The 20,850-nt window shown below is 72.2% G+C and carries 22 protein-coding genes, 1 other RNA gene and 1 pseudogene; 8 read left to right on the top strand and 16 right to left on the bottom strand.

Features of this window, described 5'->3' with window-relative positions:
* Nucleotide 1: 1 nt before the first annotated feature.
* Genes H5397_RS01300 through H5397_RS01290 form a run of 3 tightly spaced genes read right to left on the bottom strand, consistent with a single transcriptional unit; the run spans nucleotide 2 to nucleotide 2,264 of the window.
* Complete coding sequence (locus H5397_RS01300; RefSeq protein WP_182814490.1) at nucleotides 2–571, bottom strand: GNAT family N-acetyltransferase; 570 nt, start codon at nucleotides 569–571, stop codon at nucleotides 2–4.
* A 58-nt stretch (nucleotides 572–629) separates the two neighbouring features.
* Entirely contained in the window at nucleotides 630–1,967 is a 1,338-nt protein-coding gene (locus H5397_RS01295) for a glutamine synthetase family protein (RefSeq protein WP_182814489.1), read from the bottom strand.
* A gap of 45 nt (nucleotides 1,968–2,012) precedes the next feature.
* Nucleotides 2,013–2,264 (bottom strand): hypothetical protein, encoded by a 252-nt coding sequence (locus tag H5397_RS01290; protein WP_182814488.1) that lies wholly within the window; start codon nucleotides 2,262–2,264, stop codon nucleotides 2,013–2,015.
* A 50-nt stretch (nucleotides 2,265–2,314) separates the two neighbouring features.
* On the opposite strand from H5397_RS01290, the gene map reads away from it, so the two are divergent.
* Entirely contained in the window at nucleotides 2,315–3,181 is an 867-nt protein-coding gene (map, locus tag H5397_RS01285) for a type I methionyl aminopeptidase (protein WP_182814487.1), read from the top strand.
* A complete protein-coding gene (locus H5397_RS01280) occupies nucleotides 3,178–4,023 on the top strand; it encodes an aminodeoxychorismate lyase (protein ID WP_182814486.1) in 846 nt (281 codons plus the stop codon). Before map ends, H5397_RS01280 begins: the two co-directional genes overlap by 4 nt.
* A 15-nt stretch (nucleotides 4,024–4,038) precedes the next feature.
* Here H5397_RS01280 and rnpB read toward each other — a convergent pair.
* The 4 genes from rnpB to H5397_RS01265 all read right to left on the bottom strand — a co-directional run bounded on the left by rnpB (nucleotide 4,039) and on the right by H5397_RS01265 (nucleotide 5,980).
* Nucleotides 4,039–4,423, bottom strand: an RNA gene (gene rnpB, locus H5397_RS01275) — RNase P RNA component class A.
* Nucleotides 4,424–4,457: 34 nt separating this feature from the next.
* Nucleotides 4,458–4,955: a hypothetical protein gene (locus tag H5397_RS01270; RefSeq protein ID WP_182814485.1), complete on the bottom strand. Its 498-nt coding sequence runs from the start codon at nucleotides 4,953–4,955 to the stop codon at nucleotides 4,458–4,460.
* A gap of 154 nt (nucleotides 4,956–5,109) precedes the next feature.
* Nucleotides 5,110–5,232, bottom strand: coding sequence for a hypothetical protein (locus H5397_RS17845; RefSeq protein WP_255438497.1), 123 nt, complete (start codon nucleotides 5,230–5,232; stop codon nucleotides 5,110–5,112).
* A 4-nt stretch (nucleotides 5,233–5,236) separates the two neighbouring features.
* Complete coding sequence (locus tag H5397_RS01265; protein ID WP_182814484.1) at nucleotides 5,237–5,980, bottom strand: zinc ribbon domain-containing protein; 744 nt, start codon at nucleotides 5,978–5,980, stop codon at nucleotides 5,237–5,239.
* 75 nt (nucleotides 5,981–6,055) lie between these two features.
* Here H5397_RS01265 and H5397_RS01260 point away from each other — a divergent pair, with 75 nt between their 5' ends.
* The 4 genes from H5397_RS01260 to H5397_RS01245 all read left to right on the top strand — a co-directional run bounded on the left by H5397_RS01260 (nucleotide 6,056) and on the right by H5397_RS01245 (nucleotide 10,614).
* Complete coding sequence (locus H5397_RS01260) at nucleotides 6,056–6,619, top strand: histidine phosphatase family protein (RefSeq protein ID WP_182814483.1); 564 nt, start codon at nucleotides 6,056–6,058, stop codon at nucleotides 6,617–6,619.
* Between the two features lie 57 nt (nucleotides 6,620–6,676).
* The gene (locus H5397_RS01255; RefSeq protein WP_182814482.1) at nucleotides 6,677–8,182 is read left to right on the top strand and encodes an aminopeptidase P family protein; all 1,506 of its coding nucleotides are present in this window, start codon (nucleotides 6,677–6,679) and stop codon (nucleotides 8,180–8,182) included.
* The gene (locus tag H5397_RS01250; protein WP_182814481.1) at nucleotides 8,179–9,237 is read left to right on the top strand and encodes a magnesium and cobalt transport protein CorA; all 1,059 of its coding nucleotides are present in this window, start codon (nucleotides 8,179–8,181) and stop codon (nucleotides 9,235–9,237) included. Before H5397_RS01255 ends, H5397_RS01250 begins: the two co-directional genes overlap by 4 nt.
* A gap of 66 nt (nucleotides 9,238–9,303) precedes the next feature.
* Entirely contained in the window at nucleotides 9,304–10,614 is a 1,311-nt protein-coding gene (locus tag H5397_RS01245; protein ID WP_182814480.1) for a TrpB-like pyridoxal phosphate-dependent enzyme, read from the top strand.
* A 390-nt stretch (nucleotides 10,615–11,004) separates the two neighbouring features.
* On the opposite strand, the pseudogene H5397_RS01240 reads toward H5397_RS01245, so the two are convergent.
* The 3 genes and pseudogenes from H5397_RS01240 to H5397_RS18700 form a co-directional block, all read right to left on the bottom strand.
* Nucleotides 11,005–11,508 (bottom strand): annotated as a pseudogene (locus H5397_RS01240) (general stress protein); the annotation flags it as partial.
* Entirely contained in the window at nucleotides 11,505–12,458 is a 954-nt protein-coding gene (locus tag H5397_RS01235) for a CoA ester lyase (RefSeq protein WP_182814479.1), read from the bottom strand. The gene H5397_RS01235 and the pseudogene H5397_RS01240, both read right to left, overlap by 4 nt.
* Nucleotides 12,459–12,468: 10 nt before the next feature.
* Nucleotides 12,469–13,161: a GNAT family N-acetyltransferase gene (locus tag H5397_RS18700; RefSeq protein WP_182814478.1), complete on the bottom strand. Its 693-nt coding sequence runs from the start codon at nucleotides 13,159–13,161 to the stop codon at nucleotides 12,469–12,471.
* 41 nt (nucleotides 13,162–13,202) lie between these two features.
* On the opposite strand from H5397_RS18700, the gene H5397_RS01225 reads away from it, so the two are divergent.
* Nucleotides 13,203–13,622: an OsmC family protein gene (locus H5397_RS01225; RefSeq protein WP_182814477.1), complete on the top strand. Its 420-nt coding sequence runs from the start codon at nucleotides 13,203–13,205 to the stop codon at nucleotides 13,620–13,622.
* 12 nt (nucleotides 13,623–13,634) lie between these two features.
* On the opposite strand, the gene H5397_RS01220 is transcribed toward H5397_RS01225, so the two are convergent.
* From H5397_RS01220 to dapA, 6 genes are read right to left on the bottom strand one after another with little or no spacing between them, the layout of a single operon-like run.
* The gene (locus H5397_RS01220) at nucleotides 13,635–14,786 is read right to left on the bottom strand and encodes an Mrp/NBP35 family ATP-binding protein (RefSeq protein WP_182814476.1); all 1,152 of its coding nucleotides are present in this window, start codon (nucleotides 14,784–14,786) and stop codon (nucleotides 13,635–13,637) included.
* Between the two features lie 10 nt (nucleotides 14,787–14,796).
* Nucleotides 14,797–16,926 (bottom strand): heavy metal translocating P-type ATPase, encoded by a 2,130-nt coding sequence (locus H5397_RS01215; protein ID WP_220491873.1) that lies wholly within the window; start codon nucleotides 16,924–16,926, stop codon nucleotides 14,797–14,799.
* Between the two features lie 52 nt (nucleotides 16,927–16,978).
* Nucleotides 16,979–17,488: a DUF1003 domain-containing protein gene (locus tag H5397_RS01210; RefSeq protein ID WP_182814474.1), complete on the bottom strand. Its 510-nt coding sequence runs from the start codon at nucleotides 17,486–17,488 to the stop codon at nucleotides 16,979–16,981.
* Nucleotides 17,481–18,737 (bottom strand): magnesium transporter MgtE N-terminal domain-containing protein, encoded by a 1,257-nt coding sequence (locus H5397_RS01205; RefSeq protein ID WP_182814473.1) that lies wholly within the window; start codon nucleotides 18,735–18,737, stop codon nucleotides 17,481–17,483. Before H5397_RS01205 ends, H5397_RS01210 begins: the two co-directional genes overlap by 8 nt.
* 21 nt (nucleotides 18,738–18,758) lie before the next feature.
* The gene (locus H5397_RS17560) at nucleotides 18,759–19,223 is read right to left on the bottom strand and encodes a sec-independent translocase (protein WP_220491872.1); all 465 of its coding nucleotides are present in this window, start codon (nucleotides 19,221–19,223) and stop codon (nucleotides 18,759–18,761) included.
* Between the two features lie 31 nt (nucleotides 19,224–19,254).
* Nucleotides 19,255–20,136 carry a 4-hydroxy-tetrahydrodipicolinate synthase gene (gene dapA / locus H5397_RS01195; protein WP_182814472.1) on the bottom strand — a complete coding sequence of 294 codons (882 nt, stop codon included), beginning with the start codon at nucleotides 20,134–20,136 and terminating at the stop codon, nucleotides 19,255–19,257.
* Between the two features lie 51 nt (nucleotides 20,137–20,187).
* Between dapA and H5397_RS01190 the strand changes: the two genes are divergently transcribed.
* Complete coding sequence (locus tag H5397_RS01190; protein WP_309224243.1) at nucleotides 20,188–20,841, top strand: class I SAM-dependent methyltransferase; 654 nt, start codon at nucleotides 20,188–20,190, stop codon at nucleotides 20,839–20,841.
* The last annotated feature ends 9 nt before the right edge of the window (nucleotides 20,842–20,850 follow it).

Genomic DNA, 20,850 nt, shown 5'->3' with positions numbered 1-20,850 from the left:
CTCAGCGGCGGCTGGCAAGGTCGATGACCTCGGCGTCCGGTCGTGCGTCGACGCGGCAGAGGATCCCGTCGCCGCGTCCGAACACCACCCCGGGGAGGGTGAAGTCGTCGGTCAGCTCGCGGAAGCCCAGCTCGGCGTGCAGGGCGCGGGAGGCCCGGTTGGAGCCGCTGACGGCGTAGAACGCCGGTTCCCCGCGCTCGAGGACCCACTCCACGCGCGCCTGGGTGAGTCGGCGTCCGACGCCGCGTCGGCGGAACGCCGGGGCCACGACCACGCCGGAGAGGTACCAGCCGTCGGGGGCGTTGCGGCCGCCGTCGGCGACCGGGGTCAGCCACGCCAGCCAGGCGTAGCCGATCACCTCGTCCTCGTGCTCGGCGACCAGCAGCACGCGCTTGTCGTCCTCGAACTGGCGGCCGTGGATCGCCGTCCACTCGGCCACGCCCGCGCCCTCGCGCTGGGCGGCCAGACCGGCGGTGAACGGCAGGTCGTCCCGGCAGGCCGTCCGGATGACGACGTCGGTCAGCGGGACGCCGTGGGCGTCGGGCTGGAAGGGGGCGAAGAGCGTGTTCACGATTGACACACACTGACACACCGCGGGGGCGTCCTCCGCGGCGTCCCAAACCGCGGCGTCAGAGCGACGGCAGCAGCTTGCTGAACTCCAGGGGCGTGACCTGCCGGCTGTACTCGGCCCACTCGGCCCGCTTGTTGCGCAGGACGAAGTCGAACACGTGCTCGCCGAGCGTCTCGGCCACCAGCTCGCTGGTCTCCATGGCGCGCACCGCCGCGTCGAGGCTGTTGGGCAGCGGCCTGATGCCGAGGGCGTCCCGCTGCTTGGAGGTGAGCGACCAGACATCGTCCTCGGCCGGGTCGGGCAGCTCCATCTCCTTCTCGATCCCCGACAGGCCGGCGGCCAGGATCAGGGCGTACGCGAGGTAGGGGTTGACCGAGCTGTCCAGCGAGCGGATCTCGACGCGCGCCGAGCTGGCCTTCGACGGCTTGAACATCGGGATGCGGACCATCGCCGACCGGTTGTTCTGGCCCCACGTGATGTGGGCGGGGGCCTCGCCGCCGGCGGCCAGGCGCTTGTAGGAGTTCACCCACGGGTTCAGCACGGCGCTCAGCTCGGAGGCGTGGTGGAGCAGGCCCGCGACGAACTGCCGGCCCGTCTTGCTGAGGTGGTACTCCCCCGACGCGTCGTAGAACGCGTTGGTGTCGCCCTCGAACAGGGACACGTGGCTGTGCATGCCCGAACCCGGGTGCTCGGCCAGCGGCTTGGGCATGAAGGAGGCGAACAGGTTCTGCATGACCGCCACCTCCTTCACCACCACACGGAACGTCATGATGTTGTCGGCCATCGTGAGCGCGTCGGCGTAGCGCAGGTCGATCTCCTGCTGGCCGGGGCCGCCCTCGTGGTGGCTGAACTCCACCGAGATGCCCATCTGCTCGAGCATGTCGATCGTCATCCGGCGGAAGTCGGTGCCGGCGGTGTCGGTGGTGTGGTCGAAGTAGCCGCTGGTGTCGACCGGGGTCGGCTCGACGCCGGGCACCAGGGGCCGCTTGAACAGGTAGAACTCGATCTCGGGGTGCACGTAGAAGGTGAAGCCGAGGTCGGCGGCCTTCTTCATCGCGCGCTTCAGCACGCCGCGCGGGTCGGCGTAGGAGCGCGAGCCGTCGGGCAGGCCGATGTCGCAGAACAGGCGGGCGGTGCCGCCGGCGGCGCCGCGCCAGGGCAGCATCTGGAACGTCGAGGGGTCGGGGTGCGCGACCATGTCGGACTCGTAGACGCGCGCGAAGCCCTGGATCGACGACCCGTCGAAGCCGATGCCCTCGCTGAGCGCGCCCTCGAGCTCGGCCGGGGCGATCGCCACGGACTTCAGGAACCCGAGCACGTCGGTGAACCAGAGACGCACGAACCGGACGTCCCGCTCCTCCATCGTGCGCAGGACGAAATCAGTCTGCTTGTCCATGGGGCCATCCTGCCCCACGGGGTGTTACGTGCGGGTTACGGGTCCTCAGGGCTTGAAGGTGTCGAACGCCGAGGTGCCCCAGTCGTCCTCACCGTCGCCGTCGGCGTCCTCGTCGTCCTCGTCGGCGTAGCGCGGGTCGTTCTCCCACGCCTCGTTGCGCTCCTCCGCGCGGGCGAGGGCCTGCTCGGCCTCCTGCCGCGTGGCGTAGGGACCGAGGCGGTCGACGGCCTTGCCGCCCTCGTACTGCTCCACCTGGCCGGTGACCAGGTTGTAGTACCACTCGGTGTCGTGGGTCATCGTTGCCGCCTCCCGATCTGCGCCGTGCAGCCCCACACTATGATCGGCGCGTGACTCCCATCAAGCCTCATGCCGTCTCCGCGCGCCGTCCGGTGCCGGCCTCGATCATCCGTCCCCACTACGTCGATCGACCCGCCCCGGACCGCTACACCGGGTCGCACGTGCAGACGCCGGAGACGATCGAGCTGATGCGCGAGGCGTCCCGGATCGCGTCGGGGGCCATGTACACCGCCGCCGCGGCGATCGCGCCGGGCGTCACCACCGACGAGCTGGACGCCGTGGCCCACGAGTACATGCTCGACCACGGCGCCTACCCGAGCGCGCTCGGCTACCGGGGCTTCCCCAAGGCGATCTGCACCTCGGTCAACGAGGTGATCTGCCACGGCATCCCCGACGCCCGCCCGCTCGAGGACGGCGACCTGGTCAAGATCGACGTCACCGCCTTCAAGAACGGCGTGCACGGCGACAACTGCGGCACCTTCTACTGCGGCGACGTGGACGAGGAGTCCCGCCTGCTGAGCGAGCGCACCCATGAGGCGATGATGCGCGGCATCCGCGCCGTGAAGCCCGGGCGCGAGACCAACGTGATCGGCCGCGTGATCGAGATGTACGCCAAGCGCTTCGGCTACGGCGTCGTGCGTGAGTACACCGGCCACGGCGTGCACAGCGCGTTCCACTCGGGGCTGGTGATCCTGCACTACGACAACGAGGTCTACCGCGACGTGATGGAGCCGGGCATGACCTTCACCATCGAGCCGATGCTCGCCCTGGGCGACCCCAGCTCGCACGTGTGGGACGACGACTGGACGGTCGTGACCAACGACCTCTCCCGCGTCGCCCAGTGGGAGCACACCGTCGCCGTGACCGAGGACGGCGTCGAGATCCTCACCCTCCCCCCGGAGGAGTTCGCGGCATGACCCAGCTCGTGGCGGTGCTCGGCGTCGGGGTCGTGGCCCCGGACACCGCCGTGGTCGGCGCCGACGACCTCGGCATCAACCGCGGCGACGGGGTCTTCGACGCCGCGCGCGTGGTCGTCGACGCCACAGGCGCCCGCGTCGAGTTCCTCGACGAGCACCTCGCCCGCTTCGAGCGCTCGCACGCGCTCATGGGCATGGCCGCCCCCGACCTGGCCGCCTGGCGCGGCCTCATCGCGGACGCCGTGGCGGCCTGGGACGCCCCGGGCGAGGCCGGGGTCAAGCTCATCGCCACCCGCGGGCAGGAGCACGCCCCCGCCGAGCCGGGTGCGTCGTTCCTGACGATCACAGCGTCCGACACGACGCCCTGCCCGCCGCTGCGGCTGGTCACCCTCACGACCGGACGCCGTGCCGACGCCTTCGCCGACGCCCCGTGGCTGCTGGGCGGGGTGAAGTCGCTGTCCTACGCCGTGAACGTGGCCGTGGCCCGCGAGGCCCGCCGCCGCGGGGTCGACGACGTGCTGTTCACCTCGGCCGACGGCTACTGCCTCGAGGGGCCGCGCTCGGGCCTGCTCGCCCTCGTCGACGGCGTCTACGCCACCACCCCGGTGGAGGGCACCGGCATCCTCGACTCGGTGACCATAGCCGCCGTCCGCGCCGCGCTCGCCGCCCGCGGCACCACCGTGGTCGACCGCCTGCTCACCCCCGCCGACCTCGTCGGCGCCGAGGCGGCCTGGCTGCTGTCCGCCGGACGCGGCGTGTGCGACATCGTCGCCCTCGACGGCACGCCGCTGCGCACCGACGCCGAGGCGTCCGCGCTGCTGCGGGGGCTCGCCGGGTTCTGACGCCCGGAGGGATGAGGGACGAGCCGGCCTGTAAGCCGGATTCTGTCGCCCGAAGGCGGGTGATCATCCATCTGTGACCCCCGTCGCCGGGGGCCTCCGACGCCGGCTTGCGCCGACGCCGTGCAACCTACCCGGACGCCTCGCGCGGGCAGCGCTCGAACGGCATCCGCGGGCCGAAGCCCTTCTTGGTCTTGCTCCGGGTGGGGTTTGCCGTGCCGTCGATGTCACCACCGACGCGGTGGGCTCTTACCCCACCCTTTCACCCTTACCCCCGAGGGGGCGGTTTGCTTTCTGTGGCACTGTCCCGCGGGTCACCCCGGGTGGGCGTTACCCACCACCCTGCCCTGTGGAGTCCGGACTTTCCTCAACGGTTTCCCGCAGCGATCACCCGGCCGACTCGTCCAGCCAGCCATTCTACGCCACGGCGTGGCGGCTCAGCGCACCCGGAACTCGACCCGACCGGTGACGACGTCGGCGGTCACCAGTTCGGCCTCCACCTCGGAGCCGAGCTCGGCCTTGCGCCCGGTGAGCCGCGCGGCGACAGCCGGCTCGGCCAGCTGAATCTCGCCGCGGTCGTCCTCGGCCTCCCAATCGGTGACGACGCCCTGGAAGGACTCCCCCACGTGCGGGGCCAGCACCAGCGCCTCGACCAGGTCGAGCAGCCCGCGCTCGTAGGCGTTCGAGCGCTGGGTGGCCTGCTGCATGGTCTTGGGCGGCTCGTCGAGCTCGGCGCGGATCCACTCCGGCACCGGGTCGCCCGCGCACAGCGCCTCGCACAGCGCGCCGACGTAGCGGTCCACGAGGCGGCGCAGCGGCGCGGTCGCGTGGGCGTAGGCCGCGTTCATCGCGCCGTGCAGCGGCTGCTCGGCCGCCTCCCCGTCGAAGGAGACGTAGCCGGCCCCGCGGAACAGGGTCGTGCAGGCGTACAGCATGGCCAGGTGCCTGGGCGTACAGCACGCGGTAGCCGTCGCCGTCACGCTCGATGTACAGCGCCTGGTCGAGGTCGGTCGAGCCGGGCGGGTCGATGGTGACGAACGGCACGTCGGTCAGGTCGCGCTCGGGCAGCACGACCCCGGACGCCGCGGCCTAGGCCTCGGCGACCACGTCGGCCGAGAACCCGTCGGGCACCTCCAGCCGCTCGTGCAGGGCGTCGAGTCCGGCGCGGATGGGCTCGGGGACGCCGCGGGCGCTGAGGTGGACCGAGGGCATCGCGTCAGAGCCCCGACTCGGACGTCCGCACGAGGATGCGGTTGCACTCCTCGCAGCGCAGCACCTCGTCGTCGTCGGCGGCCCGGTAGCGGTTCAGGTCGGCCGAGGTCGCCTCGAGTTGGCAACCGCCGCAGCGGCCCTGGCGCAGCAGGGCGGCGCCCACGCCGCCGGACTTCTCGGCCACGCGGGTGTAGAGCGCCAGCAGGTCGGCGGGGACGGCCGCGGCGATGGCGTCGCGCTCGATCTCGCGCTGGCCGCGCTCGGAGGCGATCTCGCCGAGCTTGCCCTCGCGCACCTTCAGCACCGCGCGCATGCGCTCCTCGATGGCGCCCTTGGCGTCCACGGCGTGCTCGGCGACCGCGCGCGCCTCCTCGAGGCGCTCCATCGCCTCGAGCTGCGCGTCCTCCAGGTCGACGATGCGCTTCTTGAGGTGCTCGATCTCGTCGAGCAGGCCCTGCAGGGCCTTGGGGTCGGCGACCGACCCGTCGTTGACGCGGCGCTCGTCGCGGGCCAGGCGCTCGCGCACCGGCACCAGGTCGGACTCGGCCTTGGCCTGCTCGGCCTCGAGGTCGGAGACGACCGTCTCGGCCGCGATCACGTGCTCGGCCGCCCGGGCGCGCTCGGCCTGCAGGCTGCGGGCCTCGGTGGTCTCGGGGAGGGTGTTGCGCTTGTGGTCCAGCTGCGCGATGGCGGTGTCGCTGGCCTGTAGGTCGAGCAACCGGCGCTGCGCCTCAGCGGCAGCCTTCATGGGATTCCTCCTGGCTTGAGCGTGCATTGCACCCTATCGCAGCGGCCCCCGGACCCCGGGTGTCAGGATGGTGCCATGACGATCCTGTACCTCGTCCGGCACGGGGAGACCGAGTGGAGCCGGTCCGGCCAGCACACGTCCTACACCGACCTCGACCTCACCGAGGCCGGCGTCGACCAGGCCCGCGCCCTGCGCGCCAAGATCGACCCGGCCGAGTTCGGGCTCGTGCTGACCAGCCCCCGGCTGCGGGCGCGCAAGACCGCCGCGCTCGCGGGCTTCCCCGACGCCGAGGTCTGCGACGACCTGGCCGAGTGGAACTACGGCGAGTACGAGGGGCTCACCAGCCAGCAGATCCGCACCAACCACCACCCCGGCTGGCGGCTGTGGTTCAACGGCGTCCCCGGCGGCGAGACCCACGACGAGGTGCGCGAACGGCTCAGCCGGGTCGTCCGGCGGGTGCGGGACTCGGGCGTGGAGAAGGCGATCTGCTTCGGGCACGGCCACGCCTCGCGTGTGCTGGCGCTGTGCTGGCTCGACTTCCCGCTCATCTTCGGGCAGGCGTTCCCCGTCGAGACGGCGTCGGTGTCGATCCTCGGCCGCGAGAAGGAGTCGTGGGCCGTCCTTCGCTGGAACAGCTGAGGGCCGGCGGGCGCGTACAGTGGGTGGGGTCTGTGCGCGCTACCCGAAGGGGACCCCATGAAGCAGAAGGAAACCAAGCTGCCCAACCGGCAGGTGCCGTTCTCCGACGCGTTCGTCGCGTTCATCCCCGAGGAGTGGGCGCCCTACTCCACCGAGCTGCCGGCCCGCCTGGCCGCGGCCGAGCACACCCAGCCGCGCCGCGACGCCGTGAGCGCCGCCTACCCCGGTGAGCGCCTGGTCGTCCCCGCCGGCGGGCTGAAGGTGCGCAGCAACGACACCGACCACCCGTTCCGCCCGCACTCGGCCTTCGCCCACCTCACCGGCCTGGGCGCCGACCGCGAGCCGGACGCCGTGCTGGTCTTCGAGCCGGTCTTCACCGAGGGCGACGGTGACGAGGTCGAGGACGCCGGCCACGTCGCCACCCTGTACTTCAAGCCGCGCGCCCCCCGCACCGACCCCGAGTTCTACGCCGACGCCCGCTACGGCGAGATGTGGGTGGGCCAGCGCGAGTCGCTGGAGGAGATGCAGGCCATGACCGGCCTGCCGTGCGAGGCGATCAGCGAGCTGCCGGCAGCGCTGTCGACCAACACCGACCGCATCCCCACCCGCGTGGTGCGCGGCGTGGACGACCGGATCACCCAGCTGCTGGACGAGCTGCGGCGCACCAACGAGGTCGACTTCGACCCGTGCACCGACGAGGAGTTCGCGGTCATGCTCTCGGAGCTGCGCCTGATCAAGGACGACTTCGAGCTCGAGCAGATGCAGCTCGCCGTGGACGCCACCAAGGTCGGCTTCGACGCGGTCATCACCGACTTCCCCACCGCCGTGGCCAAGGGCCGGGGCGAGCGGTGGTGCGAGGGGGTCTTCGCGCTGCACGCCCGCCACCTCGGCAACGACGTGGGCTACGGCAGCATCTGCGCGTCCGGCGACCACGCCAACACCCTGCACTGGATCCGCAACGACGGCGACCTGCGCGACGGCGACCTCATCCTGCTCGACATGGGCGTCGAGGTCGACACGCTGTACACCGCCGACGTCACCCGAACCCTGCCGATCGACGGCACGTTCACGCCGGCCCAGCGCAAGGTCTACGAGGCCGTGCTGGCCGCCCAGCAGGCGGGCATCGACGCGGCCCGCGCGGGGGCGACCTTCCACGAGGTGCACGACGCCTCGATCCGGGTCATCGCCGAGCACCTGCACGCCTGGGGCATCCTGCCCGTCTCGGTCGAGGAGTCCCTCGACCCCGTCACCGGCGGCCAGCACCGCCGGTGGATGGTGCACGGCACCTCCCACCACCTGGGCATCGACGTCCACGACTGCGCGCAGGCCCGCAAGGAGTTCTACCGCGATGGCACCCTCAAGCCCGGCATGTGCATCACCGTGGAGCCCGGCCTGTACTTCAAGTCGACCGACCTCCTCGTGCCCGAGGAGCTGCGCGGCATCGGCGTCCGGATCGAGGACGACATCGTGATCACCGACGGGGAGGCCAGGGTCCTGTCCTCGGCGTTCCCGCGCGAGGCGGACGCCGTCGAGGAGTGGATGGCCGGCCTGCTGGGCCGATGACCGTCCACGACTGGGAGGACATGCGGCAGCGCCTGGCCCTGCCGCGCGAGGACCCGGCGCGCCCCCGCGTCGGGTGGCACTGGTACGTCGACGGCCGGGAGCGCGAGGAGGTCGACCTCAACATCGCCGCCGAGCGCGCCCGGACCGGGCAGGGCTTCGTCTGGTGCGGGCTGAAGGACCCCGACGACGTCACGATGGCCACCTTCCAGCAGCTGTTCGGCCTGCACGAGCTCGCCGCCGAGGACGCCGTCGAGGGGCACACCCGCTCCAAGCTGGAGGTCTTCGACGACGCCCTGTTCATGGTGATCTCGACCGTCGACTACGTCGCGCACGCCTCGGTCGACGACACCTCCGAGATCGTGTCCACGGGCCAAGTCATGGCCTACGTCGGGCCGTGGTTCGTGCTGACCGCCCGCCGCGGGGGGCGTCCGTTCATGAACGCGATCCGGCGCGACCTCGAGGCGCAGCCGGAGGTGCTTGCCGAGGGCCCGTGGCGGGTGCTGTACCGGATCCTCGACCACGTGGTCGACGACTTCACCGAGACCGTCACCGAGATCGAGCAGGACGTCGAGCTCGTCGAGGAGGCCGTGTTCGCGCCCGGGGTGCGGCCCGACGTCGACGGCGTCTACCACCTCAAGCGCGAGCTGATCGAGTTCAAGCGCTGCCTGACCCCGCTGGCGGCGCCGCTGCAGCGCCTGGCCCAACCCGAGCCGAGGCTGCCCAACGTGCCCGAGCAGGCCCGCGCCTACTTCCGCGAGGTCTCCGACCACCTGACCGCGGCCCGCGAGTCGACCACCGCCCTGGACGAGGTGCTCGGCGCCATCATCCAGGCCGCGCTGACCCGGGTCTCGCTGGCCGACAACCAGGACATGCGCCGCATCTCCGCCGCCGTGGCCATGTTCGCGGTGCCGACGACCATCGGCGCGATCTACGGCATGAACTTCGACAACATGCCCGAGCTGCACAGCACCTACGGCTACTACATCGTGCTCGCCGTGATGGCGGTCTCGATCATCGGGCTGGCGGTGTTCTTCCGGCGGCGCGGCTGGCTCTGAGGGCACCCGGCGTGACGCGCCGCGAGACACCCGCCGCGGCGTCCGGGCGCCCCCTAGAGTTCCGCCATGGCTGAACCCACGAAGGTGTTCCTCGACGAGGACGACATCCCGACGCACTGGTACAACATCGTCGCCGACTTCCCGACGCCCCCGCCGCCGCCGCTGCACCCGGGCACGAAGGAGCCGCTGGTCCCCGACGATCTGGCCGCGCTGTTCCCGATGGGGCTCATCGCGCAGGAGGCGTCGACCGAGCGGTGGATCGAGATCCCCGAGAAGGTGCGCGAGATCTACCGCCTGTGGCGTCCCAGCCCGCTGCACCGCGCGCGTCGCCTCGAGGCCGCGCTCGGCACCACCGCGCGGATCTACTACAAGTACGAGGGCGAGAGCCCCGTGGGCTCGCACAAGACCAACTCGGCGGTGCCGCAGGCGTACTACAACGCCCAGGAGGGCCGGATGCGGCTCACCACCGAGACCGGGGCCGGCCAGTGGGGGTCGGCGCTCGCGTTCGCCACGCAGATCTTCGGCCAGACCTGCGACGTGTGGCAGGTCCGCAACACCTACGAGGGCAAGCCGTACCGCCGCATCCTCATGGAGACCTTCGGCGCCACCGTCACGCCGAGCCCGTCCGACAAGACCGAGGTGGGCCGGGCGCTGCGCGAGCGGTTCCCCGACACCACCGGCTCTCTCGGCATGGCGATCTCGGAAGCCATCGAGGAAGCCGCGAAGGACCCGGGCGCCTCCTACTCGCTGGGGTCGGTGCTCAACCACGTCACCCTCCACCAGAGCATCATCGGCCTGGAGGCCATCAAGCAGCTGGAGAAGTTCGGCGAGCAGGCCCCCGACATGCTGTTTGCGTGCGCGGGCGGCGGGTCGAACCTGGCCGGCATCGCGTTCCCGTTCCTGCGCGAGAACATCGAGGGCCGGATGAACGTCGAGATCACCGCCTGCGAGCCGGCCGCCGCGCCGTCGCTCACCCAGGGCGAGTACCGCTACGACTTCGGCGACTCCTCCGGCATGACGCCGCTGCTGAAGATGTACACGCTCGGCAACGAGTTCGTGCCCGACCCCGTCCACGCGGGCGGCCTGCGCTACCACGGCATGGCGCCGCTGGTCTCGCACGCCTACCACGAGGGCCTGATGAAGGCGATCGCGGTCAAGCAGCGCGACGCCTTCGCCGCCGGCGTGGAGTTCGCGCGCGCCGAGGGCATCGTCCCGGCGTCCGAGTCCAACCACGCGATCGCCGGCGCCCTCGCGGCCGCCCGCAAGGCGACCGAGGACGGCACCTCGCCGGTCATCCTGATCGGCGTCTCCGGCTCGGGCCAGCTCGACCTGCCGGCCTACGCGGAGTTCCTCGCGGGCAACATGCTCGACGCCTGAGGCATACACAGCCAGAGGCGGCGTCCCCGGTCGGGGACGCCGCCTCTGTCATGTGCGGGAGGGGCCGGCTCAGCGCTCCGGCGGGGTGGTCGGCGCGCTCGGCGGGCGCCACGGTCCGTCAGGGTCGGACGCCCCGGGCTGCGGCTGGTCCTGCGGCGGCTGGGGCGCGGGCGGCGCCCAGCCCTGCTCGGGCTGCCACGAGTGCGGCTGCTGGGGGGCGGACGGGTCGGCCGGCGGCGTCCCGTGGCCCGGGTAGGGCTGCTGGCCCCACTGCTGCGGCGGCGCCGGCGGCGGGTACTGCGGCCCGCCCCACGGCTGCTGGGGCTGCGGGGTCTGCCGGCCGGGCTGGCCCCAGCCCTGCTGCTGCCACGCCTGCGGGCCGGGCTGGTTGAACTGCGAGGCGCGGGCGCCGGGCGCCTTGGCCAGCAGCTCGCGGGCCTGGGCGACGACCTTGTGCTCGCACAGCAGCTCGTACTTGGTGGCGACGGTCTGGGTCACCGAGGTGAAGTCGCGCTGGCCGCGGCTGAGCGCATAGCCGAGGATCGCGAACAGCAGCCCGATGGCCACACCGATCACGAGCGCGGTCAGCAGCTGGCCGAGGAAGTCGGGGGTCGGGAACAGGATCATCATGAAGATCGCCACGATGAAACCGGTCGACAGGCCGCTCATCACGCCCTGGCCCAGCACCGTGCCCCACGTGCGGCGGCCGGTGACGCGCTCGACGAGGCGCAGGTCGGTGCCGACGATCGCGAGGTTGCCGACGGGGAAGTTCTGGTCGGCGAGGACGTCGACGGCCTTCTGGGCGTCGGCGTAGGTGTCGTACACCCCCAGCGACTGCGGGTACTCCAGCTTGAACAGTGCCTGGTTGCCCGCGATCGGGTTCTGCGACGTCATGATTCCCTTCCTGCCCCCATGCCGGCGGCCTGACCGCGCGCCAGGATGGCGGCGGCGAGCTTCACCCCGGCCTCGTCGACCATCTCGTCGTCGACCACGATCGCGCCGCGGGCACCGCCCGAGAGCGACGTGGCCTCGGCGTAGGCGTCCATGATGCGCCGGGCTCGCTCGTAGTCCTCAACGCGGGGCGAGTAGGCGGCATTCCCCGCCTCGACCTGCGCGGGGTGCAGCACCCACTTGCCGTCGTAGCCCAGGGCGGCCGACAGCGCCGCGGACGCCTCGAACCCGGCCACGTCGCGGATCGCCACGAACGGCCCGTCGATCGCCTGCAGCCCGTGGGCGCGGGCGGCGACCAGGATCGACACCAGCACGTGGTGGAACGCGTCGGCCGGGTACCCCGCGGGCTGGGCGCCGACGTTGAGCCCGCCCATCCCGAGGCTGGCCATGAAGTCGCCGGGTCCGAACACGAGGCTCTCCAGCCGATCGGACGCCCCGGCGATCGCGTTGACGTGGACCAGGCCCACGGCGTCCTCGATCTGGACCTCCAGTCCGATGCCGCCGACGGGCAGGCCGGCCTCCTGTTCGACCTGGCCGAGCAGCAGGTCGAGGGCGACCACCTGCGCGGCGGAGGTGACCTTCGGCAGGACGAGGCAGTCGATGTGCGCACCGGCGCCGAGCACGACCTCGGTGACGTCGCGGAACGTCCACGGGCTCGACCAGTCGTTGACGCGCACGGTCACGGTGGGCGCGGCGAAGCCCTCCCCCGAGGTGAGCGCCCCGACGATGCGCCGGCGCGACTCCTCCTTGACGGCGGGGGCGACGGCGTCCTCGAGGTCGAGGAACAGCGCGTCCACCCTCAGGTCGCGCGCCTTGGCGATGAACCGGTCGGAGCTGCCCGGCACGGCGAGCACCGTGCGGCGGACGCGGGCGGGTCGGGTCTGACGGGGCATGGCCCGCAGCCTAGTGGGCGCGCGGTGGCAAGGGCACGACGACGTTCGCGCCGTAGGCGTCCAGGCCCAGCCGGGCGGCCACGGCGCGGGAGGCGGCGTTCGCGCGGGCGGCCCGGAACGCCGCGAACCCCGACAGCCCGACGCCGGCCGCCAGCGCGGCCGCGGCGACCGTGACGCCCAGGCCACGCCCCCGCGCCTGCGGCGCGACGAGGACGCCGACGTCCACCGGCCAGCCCCACAGTGCGGTGAGCACGGACGCCGCGACGAGTTCGCCGCCCTCGACGATGCCGAAGCAGGCGTGGGGCTCGCGGTCGAAGCCCGCCTCGCGCCACTCGGCGTCGCTGACGGCCGGGCGCAGGAGCTCGAGGTCGGCGGGGTCGATGGTGGGGGCGTCGACGCTGAGGTCGGTGCCGTGGTCGGCCCAGAAGTGGTCGGCCGGACCCGGGACGGGGCCGGTGGCGACCGGGGCCCAGGTGGCGGGGTCGAGCAGCTCGGCCGGGCCGTGGGTGAGCGCGAGCGGGGTGACGGCGTCCAGTGCGGCCAGGGGCGTGTCGACGTAGGCGTGGTCGCCGAGGAGCACCACGAGCGCGGCGTCGTCGTACCGGCCGCTGCCCGCCACCGTCACGGGCTGCAGGCCGGGCACGGGCACGCCGAAGCGCCGGGACCAGTGCCCGTCGATCCTGCTCCGCGTGGCGGCCTGCACACCGGCAGCGTAGCCGCGCCGCACCCGGCAGGATGGGCGCCATGACAGCCACACCCGGAATCACCGTCACCCTGACCCGCCGCGACCTGATGGCCTACACGGCCACCAACGGGCGCGGCGCCTCGATCGAGGTCGGCGGGCAGGGCAACTTCTCCCCCGTCGAGCTGCTGCTGGCCGCGATCGGCGGGTGCACGGCCGTCGACGTGGACGTGATGACCTCGCGCCGCGCGACCCCCGAGGTGTTCGAGGTCGTCGCGTCGGGCCGCAAGGTGACCGAGGGCGGCAACCACATGGAGGACCTGCAGGTCACCTTCCGGCTGCGCTTCCCCGAGGGGGCCGACGGCGACAAGGCCCGCGACCGGGTGGCACCGGCGGTCAAGGTCTCACACGAGAAGGACTGCACGGTCTCGCGCACCGTCGAGCTGGGCACGCCGATCGCGTTCGTGATCGACGAGGGCTGAGCCGCTCGAGGCTCAGTTCACCAGCAGGTTCAGCTTGCGGCCCGCCAGGCCGCGCTTGCGGGCGGCCAGGCGCTCGGCCAGGCCGGTGAGGGCCTGCGCGGCCGGGCGCGAGGCGTCCGACCCCACCAGCGGGACGCCGGAGTCACCCGCGGCGCTCATCGCCTGGTCGATCGGCACCTCGGCCAGGAGCGGCACGTCGTAGCCCAGGCGCAGGGTGAGCGCCTCGGCGACGCGCGCGCCGCCGCCGGAGCCGAACAGGTCGACCCGGTGGCTCTCGGAGCAGTGCGGGCACACGGTTTCGAGGTAGGCCATGTTCTCGACCACGCCGAGCACCTTCTGCTCGACCATGGACGCCATGGTCCCGGCCCGCTCGGCCACCTCGGCGGCGGCCTGCTGCGGCGTGGTCACCACGAGCACCTCGGCGTTGGGCAGCTTGGTGCCCAGGCTCATGGCGACGTCGCCGGTGCCGGGGGGCAGGTCGACGAGCAGGAAGTCGAGGTCGCCCCAGTACACGTCGGCGAGGAACTGCTGGATCGCCCGGTCGAGGATCGGCCCCCGCCACGCGATCACCTGGTCGCGCGACTGCTTGAGCATGCCGATCGAGATGACCTGCAGCCCGCCGACGGTGACGGGGAGGATCATGTCGTCGATGCCGGTCACGTCGGCGTCGGCGATGCCGAGCATCGGCGGGATGGAGTGGCCGTAGATGTCGGCGTCCAGCACGCCGACCTTCTTGCCGCGGTTGGCCAGCGCCTGGGCGAGGTTGACCGTCACCGACGACTTGCCGACGCCGCCCTTGCCGGACGCGACCAGGATCACCTGGGTCAGGTTGTCGGCCTGCGCGAACGGGATCGACCGCTCCTGGACGCCGCCGCGCAGCTGGGTCTTCAGCGCGTCGCGCTGCTCGTCGGTCATGACGCCGAAGTCGAGTTCGAGCGAGGTGATGCCCTCGACCTGGCGGAGTGCCTCGTGCACGTCGTGCTCGATGGTGTTGCGCATCGGGCAGCCGGAGATCGTCAGGAGCACCTTCACCGACGCGTGCCCGTCCTCGGTCACCTCCACCGACTCGACCATGCCGAGCTCGGTGATGGGCTTGTGGATCTCGGGGTCGTTGACGCGGGACAGCACGTCCCAGACAGCGGCGTTCAGGCTTTCGACAGACATGCGCCCCACCTTACCGGCGGGTGACAACGGCCTCGGGGCGGAGGTCCAGCCTGCGGAGCAGCTGGGCGTTCAGCGCCACCACGATCGTGGACAGCGACATCAGCACGGCCCCCACCGACATCGGCAGCACGAACCCGATCGGGGCCAGCACCCCGGCCGCGAACGGGACGGCGAGCAGGTTGTAACCGGCCGCCCACCACAGGTTCTGCTTCATCTTGGCGTAGCTCGCCCGCGACAGCTCGATGACCGACACGACCGAGCGGGGGTCGTCGCTGGCCAGGATGACCCCCGCCGACGCGATGGCCACGTCGGTGCCCGCCCCGATCGCGATGCCGACGTCGGCCTGCGCGAGGGCGGGCGCGTCGTTGACGCCGTCGCCCACCATCGCGACCGTGTGGCCCTCGTCCTGCAGCCCGGCGACCGTGGACGCCTTGTCCTCGGGCCGCACGCCCGCGAACCAGCGCTCGATGCCCAGCTTGCCCGCCACATCGGCGGCGACGGCCTCGGCGTCTCCGGTGATCATCACGACCCGGACGCCCCGGGCGTGGAGCGCGTCGACCGCCTCCTTCGACTCGGGCCGGATCTCGTCGGCCAGCCGCAGCGCACCCGCCACCGCTCCGTCGACGAGCACGTGCAGGATGATCGCCCCCTCGTCGCGCCACCCATCGGCCACGGGCAGTTCCTCCGCACCCTCCTGCTGCAGCAGGTTGGGCCCGCCCACCTGAACGCGGCGTCCCACCACCACGGCCGAGACGCCGATGGCCGGCGAGGAGGAGAAGTCCTCGGCCGGCGGCACCGCCAGCTCGCGGCGCTCCGCCTCGGCGACGATTGCGCGGGCCAGCGGGTGCTCGGAGTCGGCCTCGGCCGCCGCGGCCAGCCGCACCAGCGCGTCCTCGGCCAGGTCGCCGTCGGGGGCGACCTCGGTGACGGCGGGGCGTCCCTGCGTCAGGGTGCCGGTCTTGTCGAACAGGACGACGTCGACGGTGCGCATGGACTCCAGCGCGAGGCGGTCCTTGACCAGGACGCCGGCGCGGGCGGCCCGCTCGGTCGCGATCGAGACCACCAGCGGGATCGCCAGCCCCAGGGCGTGGGGGCAGGCGATGACGAGCACCGTGATCGCGCGCATGACGGCCTGGTCGGGCAGGCCGAGCGCTCCCCAGACGATCGCGGTGAGGACGGCGGCACCCAGGGCGAACCAGAACAGCCAGCCGGCGGCGGTGTCGGCCAGCCGCTGGGCGCGCGACGAGCTGGCCTGGGCGTCGGCGACCAGGCGTCGGATGCCGGCCAGCGCCGTGTCCTCCCCCACCGCGGTCACCTCGACGCGCAGCCCCGAGTCCGTGGCGACGGTGCCGGCGACCACCGGGTCGCCCTCCTCGCGGCGGACGGCCTTCGACTCACCGGTGATCATCGACTCGTCCATGCTGGCCGAGCCGGACACGATCCGACCATCGGCCGGCACCCGCCCGCCCGGGCGCACGACGACCACGTCACCGCGTTCGAGGTCGGCCGGGGCGACCGTCTCGACCGAATCACCGACGACCCGCTCCGCCTCGTCGGGCAGCAGGGCGGCCAAGGAGTCGAGCGCCGACGTCGTCTGCGCCAGCGACCGCATCTCGAGCCAGTGGCCCAGCAACATGATCACGACCAGCAGCGCGAGCTCCCACCAGAAGTCGAGCTCGTGGTGCAGCAAGCCGAGGGTCGCCCCCCACGACGCCAGGAACGCGACCGTGATCGCCATGCCGATCAGCAGCATCATCCCGGGCTTGCGGGCACGGATCTCGTCGACGGCCCCGGTCAGGAAGGGCCGCCCGCCCCACGCGTAGACCACGGTGCCGAGCACGGGCGGGATCCAGGCCAGCCACCCGACGTCCGGGAGCTCGTAGCCGACGAGCCCGGCGAACATCGGCGACAGCGCCACCACCGGGATCGCGAGCACCAACATGACCCAGAACAGCCGCCGGTACTGCGCCACGTGGTCGGAGTGGTCGTGGCCACCGTGGCCCGCATGCCCGCCGTGGCCCGCGTGTTCGTCGTGGCCCGCGTGTTCGTCGTGCGCCGCGTGCTGGTCGTGGCCCCCGTGCCCCTCGCGTTCCTCCACGGCGTGGGCGTGGTGCTGGTGGCGGTCGTGCTCGTCAGCCATGCGCTCCACCATACCCCCAGGGGGTATCTCATGAAAGCTGGGCAGGGACGCGTCAGCGGCGTCCGGCCTTGTCGTTGCCCTCGTCGTCGGCATCGCCGCGGTTCAGCTCCTCGAGCAGGTCGCGCAGCTCACTGCGGATGAAGTCGCGGGTGGGCATGTCGTTGATGCGCATGCGCAGCGAGGCGATCTCGCGGGCGAGGAAGTCCATGTCGGCGCGGGACTGGGCGGCCACCCGGCGGTCGTTCTCGGCGGTCACGCGGTCGCGGGCCTCCTGGCGGTTCTGCGCCAGCAGGATCAGCGGTGCGGCGTACGAGGCCTGGATCGACAGGATCAACGTGAGCAGCATGAACGGGAAGCCGTCGTTGAGCACGTGGGGGAAGAACGTGTTCATGATGATCCAGCCGGCGACGAAGATCGACATCCAGATCAGGAAGCGGGCGGTGCCCATGAAACGGGCGAACGCCTCGGCGAACGCGCCGAACGCGTCCTCGGAGAACTTCACCTTGGGCAGCCAGGTGCGCTGGCGTCCGGGCGTGTTGAGCCGTTCGGGCTGCTCAGCCATCGCTCACGCCCTGCGCGAGCTGGATGCGGCGCCAGTCGGCCGGGAGGATGTGGTCGAGCACATCGTCGACCGTGACCGCACCCACGAGCATCCCCTTGTCGTTGACGACGGGGGCGCACACGAGGTCGTAGGTCGCGAAGTAGCGGCTGACGTGCGCGACGTCGGCGCTCGGCGCCAGCGGCGTGATCGAGCTGTCGACCAGGCCGGCGGCCAGCATGGACGGCGGCTCGCGCAACAAGCGCTGGATGTGCACGGCGCCCAGGTAGCGGCCGGTCGGGGTGTCCAGCGGCGGGCGGCAGAGGAACGCCAACGCCGCCAACGCGGGCGTCACCTCCTCGTTGCGCAGCAGCGCGAGGCAGTCGGCGACCGTGGCGTCGGGGCCCAGCACCACCGGCTCGGGGGTCATCAGGCCACCGGCGGTGGCGCGGTCGTAGTTCAGCAGCAGGCGGACGTCCTCGGCGTCCTCGGGCTCCATCCGCTGCAGCAGCGCCTCGGCGAGCTCGGGGTTCAGCTCGGCGATCAGGTCGGCCGCGTCGTCGGGGTCCATCTCCTCGAGGATGTCGGCGGCGCGCTCGGTGTCCAGGGTCTGGATGACGCGCACCTGCTCGGACTCGGGCAGCTCCTCCAGCGCCTCGGCGAGGACCTCGTCCTCCAGCGCCTCGACGACCTCGGCGCGGCGCTCGGGGCTCATCTCGTGCAGCTCACGGGCGACGTCGGCGGGCTTCATCTCGGCCAGCTGGGCCAGCACCTGCTCGGTCCCCTGCCCGGACTCGACGAAGAAGTCGGGCACCTCGTCCCAGTCGACGACCACGACGTGCCCGCGCGAGAACACCGACCGGCTGGTGACCTCCTTCAGGGCCACCTCGTCCACCTCCCACGCACGGGTGCGGGTCTGCACGATCGACAGGTCGAAGATGGACGCCGGCCGCTCCCCGGGTCTGTCGATCTTCTTGTCGAACAGGTCCTCGTAGACGAGCGCCTCGGCCTCGCGGCGCTGGAAGGCGACGGTGTTGACCACGCCCTGGATGATCACCTGCTGGGCGTCGATCGCGTGCACGCGCTCCATCGGCAGGAACACCTTGCGCAGGCGCAGCAGCTCCACCACCAGGCCCTTGACCCGGGGCGACCTGGCGTTGGTCCTGTTCTGTACGACGACGTCACGCACCTTGCCGACCTGGTCGCCGCTGGCGTCCAGCACGGGAAGGCCCTTGATCCGCGAGACGAAGATCGAGGAAGGGGATCCGCTCACGAACGAAGGTTAGCGCAACGGTCAGGTCGCCTCGGGGTCGTACGGCACGGTCGCCAGGGCCTGGTCGACGGGCTCGGACGCCGCGGGCCCGGCCGGGTCCACCCCCGGGTCGCCGAGCGTGGCGTCCGCCGCCTCGGAGGGGTCCTCCTCGGGCTTGCGCTCCTTGCCCCGGGCCTCGTCCATCGTGTCGCGGACGATCTGGCCGCTGGCGAGGGCCTCCTCGCGGATCTGGCGCAGGTCCTCGACCTCGTCGCCCGACAGCAGGTGCTTGGCGACGAAGGTCCTGGGGTTGAGGTCGGCCAGGGAGATGTCGGCGAACTCGTCGCCCAGCTCCTTGCGCAGCTGCCCGCGCGCATCGTTGCCGATGCGGCGCAGGTAGTTCAGGACGCGGGCGGCCTTGCGGGCGAGCTCGGGCAGCTTCTCAGGACCGAACACGATGATCGCGAGGACCACCAGTGCGGTGATCTCCCACAAGTTGAAGTCCATGCTGGCCTGCCCTTCGCCCGGACGGCCGACCCTACAGGCCGGCCGCTTCCAGGAGCTGGACGAAGGTGCGCGCCTGCGACGGGCTGGCGGGCTTGAGCGGGCGGCGCAGCACGGCGGCGTTGAACCCGCGCGCGGCGAGGCCGGCCTTGACCAGCATGCAGCCCTGGGTCGCGAAGACCCCCGTGTAGACCGGGAGCAGGCGGCGGTAGACCTCCAGCGCGCTCTCGTGGTCGCCGTCGGCCAACAGGTCCATCCACTCCTTGGTGAGCGCCCCGCTGAAGTGCGTCGACGTGCCCACGACGCCGACGCCGCCCACCGACATGAGCGGCAGGGTCATGGCGTCGTCGCCGGAGTAGTAGGCCAGGTCGGTGACCGACATCACCTTGGCCGAGCTGACGAGGTCGCCCTTGGCGTCCTTCACCGCGACGATGCGCGGGTGGCGGGCCAGCTCGATGATCGTCTCCTCCGGGATCGGGATGCCCGAGCGGGAGGGGATGTCGTAGAGCATGACCGGCAGCTGGGTCGCGTCGGCGACCAGCACGAAGTGCTCCAGGAGCGCGTCGGCCGGGGGCTTGCTGTAGTAGGGCGTCACGACGAGCAGGCCGTCGCACTCGGCCTCGGCCGCGTCGCGGCACCGCTTGATCGTGGCGGCCGTCTCGTTCGTGCCGACGCCGGCGATCACCTTGGCGCGGTCACCGACCTCGCTCACGACGGCCTTGAGCAGCTCGAGCTTCTCGTCGTCGTTCGTGGTCGGGGACTCGCCGGTCGTGCCGTTGATGACCAGCGCGTCGTTGCCCATCTCGTCGACCAGGTGCGCGGCGAGCCTGCGCGCCTCGTCGAGGTCCAGGGAACCGTCGTCGGTGAAGGGCGTCACCATGGCCGTGATGAGGCGCCCGAATGGAGGATTGGCCATGCGCGACAGTGTAGGACACCGCCCGAGGGTGCCTGCGGCTAGGCTGGCCCCGTGAACGCCGCCGCGAAGACACCCGCCGCCCGCCCGTCCGCCTCCACCGTCTGGGCCGAGGCCTTCGTCCCCGAGGCCGAGGGTGCCGGAGCGGCCCGCGCCGCCGCCGAGCGCATGGGCGTCGTGCCGGTGTCGCGGGGTGCGGCGTCCGTGCTGACCTTCCTCACCTCCGTGCTGCAGGCGCGCGCCGTGGCCGAGGTGGGCACGGGCACGGGCGTGTCCGGCCTGGCCCTGCTGCGCGGCATGGCCCCCGAGGGCATCCTCACCTCGATCGACACCGAGCCCGAGCACCAGGCCGCGGCCCGCGAGGCCTTCAACGCCGCCGGCTACCCGACCCGCCGCGCCCGCCTGATCGCCGGCGCGGCCCTGCAGGTGCTGCCCAAGCTGAGCGACGGCGCCTACGACCTCGTGCTCGTCGACGGCGACCCGCTGGAGTACGTCGAGTACGTCGAGCAGGGCCTGCGCCTCCTGCGCCCCGGCGGCCTGCTGGTGCTCAACCACGCGCTGGCCGACGGCCGCGTCGCCGACGAGCGCAACGAGGACGACGAGGTCGTCATCATCCGGGAGGCCCTGACCGCGGTGTCCGACTCCGACGAGCTCGCCCCCGTCCTGCTGCCGGTCGGCGACGGCCTGCTGGTGGCCCGCCGCGCCTGAGCGGCACCT

The sequence above is a fragment of the Propioniciclava sp. MC1683 genome, assembly GCF_014164675.1.
Lineage (GTDB): Bacteria > Actinomycetota > Actinomycetes > Propionibacteriales > Propionibacteriaceae > Propioniciclava.
The sequence above is the reverse complement of the archived record's forward strand: the minus strand, read 5'-3'. Positions and strand labels throughout refer to the sequence as shown.